Below are 14,297 nucleotides of genomic sequence, written 5' to 3'. Positions count from 1 at the left end.
GGCCCTCCGTTAGAGAAGGGCCACTATAGAAGATCCTCACACCGGTGTGACAACCCCCGGCTCCAACGGCAGGTCGATGCTGGCGATAAAACCGCCCTCGGCGTGGTTCGCCAGGAACAGGCTGCCGCCATGGCGTTCGGCTGCGCGCCGTGCGATGGCCAGGCCCAGGCCGTGGCCTTGGGTGGTTTGGCCGGGGGCGCGGTAGAACGGCTCGCTCAATTGGCTGAGGTGTTCGGCCTCAACACCGGGGCCATGGTCACGCACACTGATGATGATGTGCTCACCGTGGAGATGGGCGTGCAACTCGATCGGCTGGCCTTTCGGGTTAAAGCGCTGGGCGTTGCGCAGCAGGTTGTCCACGGCGCGCTCGATCATGGTCGGCCAGCCCTTGAGTTGCAGCTCGTTGTCGGCGGTCAGTTGCACCACCTGATCGGGTGCGCCGAGCTGGGCGTCTTTCTGCAGGGTCTTGAGCAGCGCGTTGAGGTCCACCTCTTCAGCACTGGCGTTGTCGGCATCGACGCGGGCCAGCACCAGGATTTCGCTGATTAAGGCTTCCAGGCGATCACATTCGCGGGTCAGGCGCGGCCAGAGCTTTTCCCGCTCTTCGGGGCTGGCGCGTTCGGCCAACGCCAAGGCGATGCGCAAGCGGGCCAGCGGTGAGCGCAGTTCGTGGGACACGTCGCGCAGCAATTGGCGCTGGCTGCCGATCAGGCTTTGCAGACGCGCGCCCATGCGGTTGAAGTCGGTGGCCAGCACGCCGAACTCATCGCGCCGGTTGGCCAGTTGCGCCAGGCTGTTTTGCTGGTAGGTGGTCTGGCCGAGGTCATGCACCGCGCCACGCAAACGGCTCAGCGGGCGGGTGATGGACAGCGTCACCAGCAGGCTGAACAGGGTCAGCACCACCAGCGCAATCGTCAGCGCGCTCAACGGCCACGTCAGGCTGCTGCGGTGCCATTCGTCCAGTTCCGGGTGCGGGATGCGGTAGATCAGCAGGTAAGTGTCACCGGTTTTTTCGCTGGTGTACTCGGCGGTCAGGCGGCGCCAGGGCAGGTGGCCGTCTTTGTTGTCATTCTGCCGGGCCTCAAAGGCCGCAGCACGCCGCGGGAAAGTGCCGCGCACCACTGGCTCGCCGCTTTCATTGAGCACCTGCACGTCGATGTGGTACTGGCGTTTGCGTTGTTGCAGCAAATCCTGGGCAGCGTCCTCGCCCTGGGCTTCGTAGAGTTGCGTCCACTCCTGCGCCAGGTTGTTGAGGCCGGGGTGGCGGCTGAGAATCCAGGCATCCTGGTTGAGCATGTGCCCAAGCAGGATCGACAACCCGGCAACCAAGGCGATGGCCAACCAGAAACTGGCCAGGATGCGCCAGAACAATGAACGCACAGGAAACCCTCAAGCAGGAAAAGCCCAGCGGCGCGAGCCACTGGGCTGGGGGAGTGAAGCTAACGCATTATTGCGCTTTTTGCGGCTGTTGGGCTTTCCAGGCCTGGAATTCCTTCCACTCGGCACGGCGCTCGGCTTGTTTCTTGACGATCTCGTCGAATTTCTTCTGTTGATCGGGTTTCAGCACGGCGCGGATGTCGGCCTGGGTTTTCTGCTTGGCGGCGGCCATGTCGTTTTTCATGGCTTGCTGGTCAGCGGCCGGCAGTTTGTCCAGGTACTTGCGCACGATCTCTTTGCGGCCGTGCCATTGTTCGCCCATCAGTTTGCCGATTTGCTCGCGCTGTTCGCGGCTCAGGTCGAGCTGGCTGAATGGGCCGCCTTTGCCACGCGGACCGTGTTCACCGCCGTGGCCTGGGCCACCCATCATGTGGCCTTCAGGGCCGCCCATCGGGCCTGGGCCTTCTGGCATGGCGGCCATGGCAACGGTGGGCAGGGCAGTGGCGAACATCAGAGCGATAAGGGTCTTGCGCATGGTGATTCTCCTGTCTCTATTCCGGTGAGTCCGGATGTGAGTAGATTACGGAGATCAAGGTCAGCGGCGGTCAGGTGTGGGTAAAGCTTGGGTAAAGAGAGTTTTGGTGGAAGCTGACAAAACTTGAGTACATATCCGTTGCTGCGGTAACGGCCGCCTATGGTTCCGCTCTTACAGCGGGTCACTTTTGGCAAACGCCCGGAATGCCGGCCCAGCCAAAAGTAACCAAAAGGTCTTTGCCCCACCACTCGGTGCCTCGCTTAGGCTCGGCATGCCAGAACGAAGGCCCGGTTCCGCGGGTCGCCGCGATGGGCCATCCCTGGCCCAGCGCGGCTAAACCGGCGTCCTGCCGGGTTACCCACGGATTCAAGCCTGCGTGCGGCCATCGTGGTTAACGGGGCCTGTCAGATCAAGATCAAAATCTACAGCACGGCGGCCTAGTAGCCGACCTGAGTGGTTGAAGCAAAAGCAGGGCAACAGCAGAGCAAAAACAGATCAGAAGCAGAGCTGCTTTTGTGTGGGAGCTGGCTTGCCTGCGATGCAGACACCTCGGTACATCAGGTACACCGAGTTGATGCCTTCGCAGGCAAGCCAGCTCCCACCTTTGACCGAGTACACACATCTACCTGATGTACTGAGCTCCAAAATGTGGGAGCGGGCTTGCTCGCGAAGGCGGTGGGTCAGTTATAAATACACTGACTGACACACCGCATTCGCGAGCAAGCCCGCTCCCACAATTAGACCGAGAACAGCTTCAGTAAACAGGTCGGCTGTCAGGCCGCCTCGCATTTGCTTTTGATCTAACCACTCAGGTCGGCTACTAGGCCGCCGTGCTGTAGATTTTGATCTTGATTTTGATCTTAGGCGCCCCGTCAACCACGCTGGCCGAACGCAGGCTTTGGAGCGGGGGTAAACCGGCAGGACGCCGGTTTAGCCGCGCTGGGCCAAGGATGGCCCATCGCGGCGGCCCCCGCTCCAAAGCCTGCGTGAGGGCACACCGAGCCGGAGGCGAGGTGCCGAGTGGTGGGGCAAGAGCCTTTTGGTTACTTTTGGGCTCTTTTCAAAAGTGACCCGCTGTAAGAGCGGAACCAATAGAGGCCATCACCCAAATAACGGATATGCCCCCAACCTCAAGCCCCACAAGCAAACCACGCGAGGCTCAAAGACTGTAGTAGTACCCGCGACTACGCAACGCCACAATCCGCGGCCGGCCGTCCGCGTGTGGGCCGATCTTCTTGCGCAGGTTGCTCACATGCATGTCCAGGCTACGATCATAAAGCGTCAGCTTGCGGCCCAAGGCAATCTGCGCCAGTTCCTGCTTGTCCAGCGGCTCACCAGGCTGGCGCAGCAAAGCTTCGAGCAGGCGGCTTTCAGAGACAGTGAGAGCAAATTCCTGCTCATCAATGGTGACCACCCCGCGCACCGGGCTGAAACACAGGTCGCCGAGTTCCAACTGGGTAGACACGGCTGCCGGGTGACTGCGGCGCAATACGGCGCGCAGGCGGGCCGTCAGTTCGCGTGGATCGCAGGGCTTGGCCAGGTAATCGTCGGCGCCCAGTTCCAGGCCGAGAATGCGATCCAGTGGTTCGCCACGCGCCGAGAGCATCAGCACAGGCAATTCCGGATGATCGTTACGCAATTGCTTGAGCAACTCCAGGCCACTGCCATCGGGCAGCATCACGTCGAGTACCACCGCCGCAGGCGCGCTGTCGGCCAAGGCTTTGCGCGCGCTCAAGCCATCGTGACAGGCGCGCACCTGGAAACCTTCCTGGCTAAGCCAACTGGTCAGCAGCTCACAGAGCTCCTGGTCATCATCTATCAGTAACAGCTCGCTCATGACTCACTCAATTTAGCCATTGTCGACGGCGACGGTGCCCACCGCTGGCGAAGATCCCGCACAGCAAGGCGATCAGTGCGACGGCCCCACCGGTGACGAACCACTGCTGTTGCTCGGTCAGCCAGCGGGTCAAGGCACCGCCCTGTGAATCTTTGAGTTGCTGGGCCAGGCGTTGGTTCTCTTGGCGCAAGCGACTCAGTTGGGCGCTTTCGCGGGCAGCGTCTGCGGTTTGCAGTTGCTTGCTCAGTTCTTCACGCAGCCGTTCGCTTTCTTTTAAACGTTGCTGCAACTCGGTGATCTGGCTGCCGGCACTCAAGGACAGGGGCGTGGAGCTGCCGGTGTTCGAGGTTTCTTCAGCGTGGGCCGTAGCCCCGATCGTTAACACTGCCAACAGACACAACTGACGTAAGCGCATCGGAACTCCTGATTCCACACGAATATTCAGAACGTTGTCGGCAGGTTACCGGGAATAATGAGCAATTAGGAGCGCGCCGGACGCAATTGGTTCGGCGCGACTTCACTCAAGACAGCTCGCTTAAGGCAGGACTTGTTTGAACGGCTTGATCACTACATCGGCGTAGACGCCCGCCGTCACATACGGGTCGGCTTTGGCCCAGGCCTGGGCGTCGGCCAGGGAGGCAAACTCGGCGACGATCAGGCTGCCGGTGAAACCGGCATCGCCCGGGTCATTGCTGTCAACCGCAGGATGCGGGCCGGCCAGCACAATACGGCCTTCGGCTTGCAGCTGTTTCAGGCGCTCGACGTGGGCCGGGCGCACAGACAGGCGTTTTTCCAGTGAGTTGGCAACGTCGGTTGCAATGATGGCGTAGAGCATTTCAATCCTCGGTTTTCGGCGTGGTTGGGGTGGTGTCATGCAGATGGCGCGACAGGTAAATGCCTTGGCCGATCAGGAACAATACGGTCATGCCCAGGCTGCCGAAGACTTTGAAGTCGACCCAGTAGGCTTGGAAGGTAAAGGCCACGAACAGGTTGGCGGCGCCGCAGAACAGGAAAAACACGATCCAGGCCACGTTCAAACGTGTCCACACCGGCTCCGGCAGGGTCAGCGCGTGGCCCATGATCCGCTTGATCAGCAGGCGATCACCGATGAAGTGGCTGCCGATAAAGACCAGGGCGAACAGCCAGTTCACCACGGGGGCTTTCCATTTAAGGAAGGTTTCGCTGTGGAAGGCCAGGGTCAGGCCGCCGAATACCAGGCAGGCGATGAGGGTCAGCCATTGGCTTTTTTCCAGCTTGCGCTGGGAGATGAAGATAGCGCCGTAGACCACGATAGAGCTGATGATCAGCACGGCGGTGGCACTGTAGATGCCCCCGAACGACAGCGGGTGACCGGCGATTTCGATGACCCTGGGGTCGAGTTTGGTAACGATGAAAAACAGCAACAGCGGGATGAAGTCGATGAATTGTTTCACAGTAAGAGCCAGAAGCTGGATGTGGCGGCATAATAACAAACATCCTTGGTAGCGAAAGCGCCAGCTGACTTGAGGTTACATAACCCCGTGAATGTTGATTTGCATTGCCATAGCACAGCCTCCGACGGCGCCCTGGCGCCCGCGGTACTGGTTGCGCGTGCGTTTGAAAAAGGCGTGCGAGTCCTGTCGTTGACCGACCACGACACCCTCGAAGGCCTCGATGAGGCCCGCACAGCGGCGCATGCGTTGGGTATGCAACTGGTCAACGGCGTGGAACTGTCCTGCACCTGGGGCGGCGCCACCATTCATGTGCTTGGCTACGGCTTTGATCAAAACGCCCCGGCGTTAGTCGCCGCCATCGCCCAATTGCACGATGGCCGCTGGCTGCGGTCCGAAGAAATAAGCCGCAAACTCAGCCTTAAAGGCATGCCCAATGCCCTTGAGGGCGCTCGCGCCATCCAGCAGGAACTGGGTGACAGCGGCAATGCACCGGCCCGCCCGCACTTTGCCGACTGGATGGTGCGTGAGGGTTTTGTTAAAGACCGCGCCGAGGCCTTTCGTAAATGGCTGGGGGCCGGCAAGTTGGGCGACGTCAAGCAACACTGGCCGACGTTGGAAGACACGGTCGGGACCCTGCGGGCCTCTGGGGCCTGGGTGAGCCTGGCGCATCCCTGGCATTACGATTTCACCCGCAGCAAGCGCCGCAAGCTGATTGGCGACTATATTGGAGCGGGCGGCCACGCAATCGAAGTGGTCAACGGGCACCAACCCGCCGAACAGGTGGGCAGCCTGGCGATTCTTGCCCGCGAATTTGGTCTGCTGGTCAGCGCCGGCAGTGATTTTCATGGCCCAGGCGGCTGGTCCGAGATTGGCGAGTACCGCCAGGTCCCGGAAGATCTGCCGCTGTTGTGGGGGCGATTCAAGCATGACCCCATTATTGCCACCGTCTGAACAGGTAGAACACGTGAGTCAATTCTTCCAGATTCATCCGGAAAACCCTCAAGCGCGCCTGATTAAACAGGCCGTGGAGATCATCCGCGCCGGTGGCGTGGTGATCTATCCAACGGACTCGTCCTACGCGATTGGTTGCCAGATCGGCGATAAAAGCGCGGTTGAGCGGGTAAGACGCCTGCGTGACCTGGACAAGAACCACAACTTTGCGCTGATTTGCAGCGACCTGTCCCAGCTGGGGCTGTTCGCCAAAGTTGACACCGGCACGTTCCGCCTGCTCAAGGCCCACACGCCGGGGCCTTACACCTTTATTCTGAACGCCACACGCGAAGTGCCGCGCCTGTTGCTGCACCCGAAGAAGCGCACCATCGGCTTGCGTGTGCCGGAACACCCGATTGCCCTGGCGTTGCTGGCGGAACTGGGTGAGCCGTTGATGAGTGTGTCGTTGATTCTGCCCGGTGAAGAAGAGCCGCTGTACGACCCCTACGAAATGCGCCGCCTGCTGGAAAAACACGTCGACCTGATCATTGACGGCGGCTACGGCGGCAACAAAGCCTCCACCGTGATCAACCTGGCCGACGGCGAGCCGGAAGTGGTGCGTGTGGGCTGCGGCGACCCGACGCCATTTATGGTCGAGGCCTGAATGTCGGTCGTGGAGACTGTCGACAGCCAGGCCGGCGCCCAGCAGGAACTGCCCTTTGCCATGGTGTATGGCCAGGCGGTCATGGAAATGCCCCTGGATTTGTACATTCCGCCGGACGCCCTGGAGGTCTTTCTTGAAGCCTTCGAGGGCCCGCTGGACTTGCTGCTGTACCTGATCCGCAAGCAGAACATCAACATCCTGGATATCCCGGTGGCGGAAATCACCCGCCAATACATGGGTTATGTCGAGCTGATGCAGTCGGTGCGCCTGGAGCTGGCCGCTGAGTACCTGGTGATGGCCGCGATGCTCGCCGAGATCAAGTCGCGCATGCTGTTGCCGCGCTCGGAGACCATCGAAGCCGAAGAGGATGACCCGCGCGCCGAACTGATCCGCCGCCTGCAAGAGTACGAGCGTTTCAAGGCCGCCGCCGAAGGCATTGACGGCTTGAGCCGCGTTGGCCGTGATGTGGTAGTGCCCAAGCTTGACGCCCCGGAGGCGCGGGCGCGCAAGCTGCTGCCGGACGTCAGCCTGGAAGAATTGCTGATGTCCATGGCTGAAGTACTGCGCCGTGGCGATATGTTTGAAAGCCACCAGGTCAGCCGCGAGGCCCTGTCGACCCGTGAGCGCATGAGCGATGTGCTCGAACGCCTCAAAGGTGGAGGGTTTGTACCCTTTGTCGAACTGTTCACCAAAGAGGAAGGGCGCCTGGGGGTGGTGGTGACCTTTATGGCGATCCTCGAACTGGTCAAGGAATCCTTGGTCGAGCTGGTCCAGAATGAGCCTTTTGCGGCTATCCACGTGCGGGCGCGAGCCGAATAAAGAGCTGAATCGATGAATTTGACTGAACCGCGCGAACTGGCGCCGCTGCTGGAAGCCTTTCTCCTGGCCTCGGGTAAACCGCAATCACTGGAGCGCCTGTTCGAACTCTTTGAAGAGGCCGAGCGCCCTGAACCGCCGGTGTTCAAGAAAGCGCTGGAGATTTTGCGCAAGTCTTGCGAGGGCCGCGCCTTTGAGCTGCGCGAAGTGGCGTCGGGTTATCGCCTGCAGATTCGTGAGAAGTTTTCCCCGTGGGTCGGCCGCTTGTGGGAAGAGCGCCCGCAGCGTTATTCACGGGCGATGCTGGAGACCATGGCGCTGATCGCCTATCGCCAGCCGATCACGCGGGGCGAGATCGAGGATGTACGGGGCGTGGCGGTCAACAGCCATATCGTCAAGACGCTGCTGGAGCGCGAGTGGATCCGCATCGTCGGTTACCGCGACGTGCCCGGCAAGCCGGCAATGTTCGCCACCACCAAGGTGTTCCTCGACCACTTCAACCTGAAAAACCTGGATGACCTGCCGCCGTTGGCTGAGCTGCGCGAGATGGAAGCCGAGCCTGTGCTCGACTTCGACGACGCACCGGTCCCGGCCAGCCTGCAGGAACTCGCCGACGCCACGGCCGAGCCGGAGGAGCCTAAGGACGAAACCAGCTTCCACACGTTGTTGCTGGAACTGGACGATATGGAGCAGGGCATCAAAACCGACTTCGATGACTTGCTGCGCGATGGTGCAGCCGAGCCTGACGCCCAGGCCAGCGCTGAAACTCAGCCTGAAGTCGATATTGAAGCTGACCCGGCACCCGAGCCTGAACCTGAACCAGAGGAAGACATCCTCGGCGTTGCCCAAGCGCGTGAAAAGCTCCTGGCCGCCGTCGCCGCCTTGGGACAACCCGAATTGACTGATGAAGAGGCTGAAGCACAAGCCTTGGCCGAAGCCATCGAAAACGAGCGCCGCTCGTTCGAACCCTGATTCACCCGCAGGTCCGAGCCGTCAACGCGCGCCATGGCACGCGCGTTACCTGTTAGATCTGACAGTTGTTTCGCAATGGCGCTGGGCGTTTACTCGCTGAACGCCATTGCGCCTGTGCCGTTTCATTCGTGGTGGTCGTATTCCCTTCTCTTTTGACATGGATGACCCATCATGAAAAACACGCGTAAACACTTCATGGCTTCGCTGGGCGCGATGGCTTTAATCGGCTCGGCAGTTTTCTCCTCCGCTTATGCGGTGGCCGCGACTTATAATCCTTACGTTGACGACAAGGGCGTCAAGGACGACAGCGTCAATATTGTCGCGGGTGCCGCGCCCACCGGCGCAATCGGCCTAAGCATCAGAAAGGGCGTCGAGCGCCCTGTGTATTATCGCCCAGGTTCCTCTGACGCGTTGTGGATCGGTAATAAGAACGCGTTACCACAGGGCTGCAAACCCACGGAATTCAAGGATGATGACGGAACTACGATTCCGGTCTGGGTTAAGTTGAAGTGCAACGGAGCAGACTGGCAAGGCAAACTGTCCAAGGAGGGTAAGTTATTCAGCGTCAAGCGCTTGCCCTGATACAGGCCATACGACCGGCCCTGGGCACCTGCATTTTGATCGGCCCCACGCTTGGCGCGGGGCCGAACTCAGAGGATTCCCATGAGCTCCACCAAGGACCCCTGCATCAGCATTTGCAAATTCACCGATGACATTTGTGTCGGCTGCGGGCGCAGCAAGCGTGAAATCCGCGCCTGGAAGAAACTCGACAAAGTCGACAGACGCACGGTTCTGGCGCAAGCCGAACTGAGATTGCTGGCCCTGGGCGCCACCGGTCGGCGGAAAAGCAAATGACTTGGGCCTTATCGACTAGTCTGTGATGCGCAACGCACGCCATGCGCGTATGATTCGCGACCCTTCGGCGACGTATTCGCCAGAAGCCCCGCTTTCAACACTCTTCAGGCCACGCCTGAATCGACCCACCGGGAGGTGCTTAAGATGAACGACCAAGACCAGAACGACAGCCAGGAAATCGGCCCAGCAGGCGAAAAACTGCAGAAGGTGCTGGCGCGTATCGGCGTGGGCTCGCGCCGCGACGTCGAAGCCTGGATCACCCAGAAGCGCATCAAGGTCAACGGCGTTGAAGCCACCCTTGGCCAGCGCGTCGATTTGCACGATGCAATCACCATTGATGGCAAAGTCATCAAGCGTGAAGAGGCCGCCGAATCGGTGCGCCGCGTGATCATGTACAACAAGCCCGACGGCGAGATCTGCACCCGTGACGACCCGGAAGGCCGTCCGACCGTGTTCGACAAGATGCCCAAGCCCAAAGAAGGCCGCTGGATCAACATTGGCCGTCTGGACATCAACACCACTGGCTTGCTGATGTTCACCACCGACGGTGAGCTGGCCAACCGCCTGATGCACCCGTCCTACGAGATGGACCGTGAATACGCCGTGCGTGTACGCGGTGAAGTCGATGACGAGATGATCGAGCGCTTGAAAGCCGGCGTAGTCCTTGAAGACGGCCCGGCCAAGTTCACCGACATCAAGCAGGCGCCAGGCGGCGAAGGCTTCAACCACTGGTATCACTGCGTGGTGATGGAAGGCCGTAACCGTGAAGTGCGTCGCCTGTGGGAATCCCAGGGCCTGGTGGTTAGCCGCCTGAAGCGCGTGCGTTTCGGTCCGGTGTTCCTGAACTCCGACCTGCCGATGGGCCGCTGGCGCGAAATGAGCCAGTACGAAGTCGACATCCTCAGCGCCGAAGTTGGCCTGACGCCGGTTGCCATGCCGCAGATGAACGCCAAGAGCAAAGACAAGCTTGAGCGTATGCAGCGTAAATCGTCGCGCCCTGTGGCCCGTACCGAACGTGTTGCCCGCACCTTGCGCCCGGCGCTGAATGCTCCGGCTACCGGTGGTCGTATCTCCCGTGAGCCGCACATCGAAGGCGAGCGTCGCCCAACGGCGCCATCCCGTCAGGAAGGCGAGCGTGCGCCACGCACCCCGCGTCCTGCCCGTGGTGGTGAAGCACCAAGCGGTGGTCGCGGCAACCGTGGCGAAGGCCGTGGTGCTCCGGCATCCGACCGCCCAGCCGACAGCGCCAACACCAAGCGCCCAGCCAAGCCCGCGCCGAAAAAGCGCCCAGGCCTGAAGCTGGTCGCCGATGAGCCGTCGGGCAAGCGCCGTGGCGCACCGGCCGGTTCCGGTCAGCGTCCTGGTTTTGGTCGCAAGAAGCCGCAGTGATGTAAGTGCGGCACAAAAAAACGCCAACCTCAGGGTTGGCGTTTTTTTTTGCTCTCATTTTGAAATGCAATCAACTGTGGGAGCTGGCTTGCCTGCGATGGCGGTGGGTCAGGCGACAAATGGGCCAACTGACCCTGCGCCATCGCGGGCAAGCCCGGCTCCCACAGGAATCTCTGTGATACTGATGTTTTTGCTAGAACGCAAACGTCCCATCAAACACCGGCGTGTCATCCAGCGCCAAAACGCCGCTGGCAAAGATCAGGTCCAAGTGATGGCTGCCTTTCTGCCCGCCACCCAAGCCCAGGTGCAAACCGCAATGGCGCTCCTCGAACCCGGCGTTACGCGCATACAAATCCTTGACCCCTTCATTGGTGCCAATCCCCAATTCCTCCACGCGGCGATTGGACGGGTTGGCATTCAGGTATTTGTTGAAGTCATCCGCCAGCCCCGGCACCTCGCTGGCCACGCTGCAAATTGTCGAGTTTTCGATCCACAGCTCCAGCGGTGATTGCAGTACGCCGTACTTGCGCGCAAACGGGATAGTGCTGAGGAAGGTGCCCACAAACCGCACTTGGCCGTTGATCGCCTCGCTGTGGGTGGCGATTTCACCCGGCGCCAGGTCGTGGTTGCCGACGCCGTTGATATTGGTCCACTTCTTGATGCTGCTCATCGGCGCTTCCAGGCGTGAGCCGTGTTTGTCGGTGAAGCTCAGCACGTTGGCCTGGGACATGCGCCGGATCAGCGTGGCGTTGAGGTCGGCGATGCGCTGTGGCTCGACGCTGAAGGTGTCGTAGAAGTAGTCGCCATAATCCTTGAACAACAGGGATTTCTTCCAGTGCTCAGCCATCACGCCTTGCAGCGCGCGGATAAAGTCCGGGCCTTCGGCGCGTGGGTTGGGCAAGGTCGAGGAGTCGTAGAGAAACAGGTACAGGTCGCAGGTTTCGATGGCGTGGGCCAGGGTCTCGCTGGCGGCCAGGTCCAGGCGCTGTACCTGGAAATTAAAACGGGCGGCGCTGCCGTGGGTGATCGCCTGGGCGATGGCGTCGTAGCGCTCGGTATGGCCCAGCAGCACGGTAGGGTGGCTCAGGCCGTTGAGGGCCGGGTGGTGCGCGAGGTAGTAGAGAAAGTGTTCGACGGCGCGGGCCTTGTCCATGACGTGTGTCCTTGTGTGCCTTGGGTAAGGAGGCAGATGCAGTGCACTGCATCTGCCGGATGCCTGCCGGGTGTTAGAAAGGCCACATCGCAGTGCCAAACGGCACAACGGCATCAGCTTGCATCATTTCAACGGCGGCCTCATGGGTCGGCGCTTCAAACCAATCGTCGAGTTGCAGTTCGGTTTCCAGGTCGTTTTCCAGTGCTTGCATGGTGTATCTCCTAGAGGACGTTGTTTGAGAACGGCTTGCCAGCGGGCTTCGCTGGGCAAGTGGAAGAACCTAGGCGAGAGTGTTTCAGAATGCAAAAAATTTATTGACACGGTTTCATTTGGATTTTTTCTTCTGTTTTTTAGCCACTTATGTTTTTCCAGAAAAAACAGAGGGCTGGCTGAACCGATTGATCAGAAATTTCCTGCCGACAATTTTTTGGTGGCTGACGGATTGAGCTGTCTGTAACGCAGGGTTTACGGGGTGTAACGTGAAATTTACGCTATCGGCCAGTCATTTCTAGTTGGCGTCTTGCTGTAAGGATTACCTGACAGATTGTCGCGGGCGCTCTGCGGGGGCGGTCAGAAGCTGTCGAGCGATGTACAATGCGCCGCGTTTTACTGTGACCCCCCTTGCGTACCCACGCAAAAGGCCAAGACCCAGGGCTTACCCGCCCTGATCACTCCGCCCGACCACGAGCCGGACGGGTTCGATTTCGTCACAGATAAAAACAAACAGGTGACGCATGACCGTTAGAAAGACGCTGTACTCCTGGTGCCTGCGCTGGGGTTTGAGCGGCGCTGCTTGAGTCGACATTCAAGACAGCAACGTGCATTCAACATCATCAAACCTTGCGTGAGACCCTTTTCATGAGTGGACCCCATTCCTCTTCAGGCGAGCTGAAACGCGGCCTGAAAAATCGGCATATCCAGTTGATCGCCCTCGGTGGCGCCATCGGCACCGGCCTGTTCCTGGGCTCGGCCGGAGTGCTCAAATCCGCCGGCCCGTCGATGATCCTGGGTTATGCCATCTGCGGCTTTATTGCCTTCATGATCATGCGCCAGCTCGGCGAAATGATCGTCGAAGAGCCGGTCGCCGGTTCCTTCAGCCATTTTGCCCACAAGTACTGGGGCGGTTTCGCCGGCTTCCTGTCGGGCTGGAATTGCTGGATTTTGTACATTCTGGTGGGTATGTCCGAGCTGACCGCCGTCGGCAAATACGTGCACTACTGGTGGCCGGAGATCCCGACCTGGGTCTCGGCGGCGGCGTTCTTCGTGCTGATCAACCTGATCAACCTGGCCAACGTCAAAGTCTTCGGTGAGGCCGAATTCTGGTTTGCCATTATCAAGGTGGTGGCCATCGTCGGCATGATCGCCCTGGGCAGCTACTTGTTGGTCAGCGGCAGTGGCGGCCCGCAGGCCTCGGTGAGTAACCTGTGGGATCACGGCGGCTTCTTCCCCCACGGCGTCGGTGGCTTGGTCATGGCCATGGCGATCATCATGTTTTCGTTCGGCGGCCTGGAAATGCTCGGTTTTACCGCTGCCGAAGCCGACCAGCCACGCACCGTGATCCCAAAAGCAATCAACCAGGTGATCTACCGCATCCTGATTTTCTACATCGGCGCACTGGTGGTGTTGTTGTCGCTGACACCGTGGGACAGCCTGCTGGCGACTCTCAACGCGTCCGGCGATGCTTACAGCGGTAGCCCATTCGTGCAGGTGTTCTCGATGCTAGGCAGTAACACCGCCGCGCACATCCTCAACTTCGTGGTGCTGACCGCGGCGCTGTCGGTGTACAACAGCGGCACCTACTGCAACAGCCGCATGCTGTTGGGCATGGCTGAGCAAGGCGATGCGCCGAAAGCCTTGGCGAAGATCGACAAGCGTGGCGTGCCGGTACGTTCGATTCTGGCCTCGGCGGCGATCACGCTGGTGGCGGTGCTGATGAACTACCTGATCCCGCAACACGCGCTGGAACTGCTGATGTCGCTGGTCGTGGCCACACTGGTGATCAACTGGGCGATGATCAGCTTCTCGCACTTCAAGTTCCGCCAGCACATGAACCGCACCGGCCAGGTGCCGTTGTTCAAGGCGTTGTGGTATCCGTACGGCAATATCATCTGCGTGGCATTCGTGGTGTTTATCCTGGGGACCATGTTGATGATCCCGGGCATCGACCGCTCGGTGTACGCAATCCCGGTGTGGGTGGCGTTCATGGCGGTGTGTTACTGGATCAAGAACAAGCGCAAGGCAAATGAGCGGCTGGGAGTGGTCACTCCAGTCGTGGAGTGAAACAGCCCAGTTTGAATGACAAACCCGACTTTAGCGTTGGGTTTGTTTTTTCAGGG

16 protein-coding genes are annotated in these 14,297 nt (G+C 60.1%); 8 read left to right on the top strand and 8 right to left on the bottom strand.

Going from position 1 to position 14,297, the window contains the following annotated elements:
* Positions 1 to 36: 36 nt before the first annotated feature.
* The 6 genes from ACA065_RS24290 to ACA065_RS24265 all read right to left on the bottom strand — a co-directional run bounded on the left by ACA065_RS24290 (position 37) and on the right by ACA065_RS24265 (position 5,182).
* On the bottom strand, positions 37 to 1,380 hold the full coding sequence (locus tag ACA065_RS24290) for a sensor histidine kinase (RefSeq protein WP_497691859.1): 1,344 nt from the start codon (positions 1,378 to 1,380) through the stop codon (positions 37 to 39).
* 67 nt (positions 1,381 to 1,447) lie between these two features.
* On the bottom strand, positions 1,448 to 1,912 hold the full coding sequence (locus ACA065_RS24285) for an LTXXQ domain protein (RefSeq protein WP_497691858.1): 465 nt from the start codon (positions 1,910 to 1,912) through the stop codon (positions 1,448 to 1,450).
* 1,159 nt (positions 1,913 to 3,071) lie between these two features.
* Positions 3,072 to 3,749 (bottom strand): response regulator transcription factor, encoded by a 678-nt coding sequence (locus ACA065_RS24280; protein ID WP_497691857.1) that lies wholly within the window; start codon positions 3,747 to 3,749, stop codon positions 3,072 to 3,074.
* A gap of 7 nt (positions 3,750 to 3,756) precedes the next feature.
* Positions 3,757 to 4,164 carry an SH3 domain-containing protein gene (locus ACA065_RS24275; protein WP_497691856.1) on the bottom strand — a complete coding sequence of 136 codons (408 nt, stop codon included), beginning with the start codon at positions 4,162 to 4,164 and terminating at the stop codon, positions 3,757 to 3,759.
* 120 nt (positions 4,165 to 4,284) lie between these two features.
* Positions 4,285 to 4,584, bottom strand: a complete 300-nt coding sequence (locus tag ACA065_RS24270) for a YciI family protein (protein WP_497691855.1) — start codon at positions 4,582 to 4,584, stop codon at positions 4,285 to 4,287.
* A 1-nt stretch (position 4,585) separates the two neighbouring features.
* The gene (locus ACA065_RS24265; RefSeq protein ID WP_497691854.1) at positions 4,586 to 5,182 is read right to left on the bottom strand and encodes a septation protein A; all 597 of its coding nucleotides are present in this window, start codon (positions 5,180 to 5,182) and stop codon (positions 4,586 to 4,588) included.
* Between the two features lie 87 nt (positions 5,183 to 5,269).
* Between ACA065_RS24265 and ACA065_RS24260 the strand changes: the two genes are divergently transcribed.
* The 7 genes from ACA065_RS24260 (at position 5,270) to rluB (ending at position 10,808) form a co-directional block, all read left to right on the top strand.
* A complete protein-coding gene (locus ACA065_RS24260; protein WP_497691853.1) occupies positions 5,270 to 6,133 on the top strand; it encodes a PHP domain-containing protein in 864 nt (287 codons plus the stop codon).
* Positions 6,134 to 6,146: 13 nt separating this feature from the next.
* Positions 6,147 to 6,776: an L-threonylcarbamoyladenylate synthase gene (locus ACA065_RS24255; RefSeq protein WP_017139161.1), complete on the top strand. Its 630-nt coding sequence runs from the start codon at positions 6,147 to 6,149 to the stop codon at positions 6,774 to 6,776.
* The gene (locus ACA065_RS24250; protein ID WP_159959409.1) at positions 6,777 to 7,595 is read left to right on the top strand and encodes a segregation and condensation protein A; all 819 of its coding nucleotides are present in this window, start codon (positions 6,777 to 6,779) and stop codon (positions 7,593 to 7,595) included.
* A 12-nt stretch (positions 7,596 to 7,607) separates the two neighbouring features.
* Positions 7,608 to 8,564 (top strand): SMC-Scp complex subunit ScpB, encoded by a 957-nt coding sequence (gene scpB, locus ACA065_RS24245; protein ID WP_497691852.1) that lies wholly within the window; start codon positions 7,608 to 7,610, stop codon positions 8,562 to 8,564.
* 171 nt (positions 8,565 to 8,735) lie between these two features.
* The gene (locus ACA065_RS24240) at positions 8,736 to 9,146 is read left to right on the top strand and encodes a hypothetical protein (RefSeq protein WP_497691851.1); all 411 of its coding nucleotides are present in this window, start codon (positions 8,736 to 8,738) and stop codon (positions 9,144 to 9,146) included.
* 81 nt (positions 9,147 to 9,227) lie between these two features.
* Positions 9,228 to 9,419 carry a DUF1289 domain-containing protein gene (locus ACA065_RS24235; RefSeq protein ID WP_497691850.1) on the top strand — a complete coding sequence of 64 codons (192 nt, stop codon included), beginning with the start codon at positions 9,228 to 9,230 and terminating at the stop codon, positions 9,417 to 9,419.
* Between the two features lie 144 nt (positions 9,420 to 9,563).
* Positions 9,564 to 10,808 carry a 23S rRNA pseudouridine(2605) synthase RluB gene (gene rluB, locus ACA065_RS24230; RefSeq protein ID WP_497691849.1) on the top strand — a complete coding sequence of 415 codons (1,245 nt, stop codon included), beginning with the start codon at positions 9,564 to 9,566 and terminating at the stop codon, positions 10,806 to 10,808.
* A 193-nt stretch (positions 10,809 to 11,001) separates the two neighbouring features.
* Here rluB and ACA065_RS24225 read toward each other — a convergent pair whose 3' ends face one another.
* Positions 11,002 to 11,961: a CgnE/CgnB domain-containing protein gene (locus ACA065_RS24225; protein ID WP_497691848.1), complete on the bottom strand. Its 960-nt coding sequence runs from the start codon at positions 11,959 to 11,961 to the stop codon at positions 11,002 to 11,004.
* A gap of 73 nt (positions 11,962 to 12,034) precedes the next feature.
* Complete coding sequence (locus ACA065_RS24220; RefSeq protein WP_003175756.1) at positions 12,035 to 12,172, bottom strand: hypothetical protein; 138 nt, start codon at positions 12,170 to 12,172, stop codon at positions 12,035 to 12,037.
* A gap of 647 nt (positions 12,173 to 12,819) precedes the next feature.
* Between ACA065_RS24220 and ACA065_RS24215 the strand changes: the two genes are divergently transcribed.
* On the top strand, positions 12,820 to 14,241 hold the full coding sequence (locus tag ACA065_RS24215; RefSeq protein ID WP_497691847.1) for an amino acid permease: 1,422 nt from the start codon (positions 12,820 to 12,822) through the stop codon (positions 14,239 to 14,241).
* Positions 14,242 to 14,297: the final 56 nt, after the last annotated feature.

Source organism: Pseudomonas sp. LBUM1640, from assembly GCF_059716225.1.
This window is presented reverse-complemented; position numbering and strand designations above follow the sequence as displayed.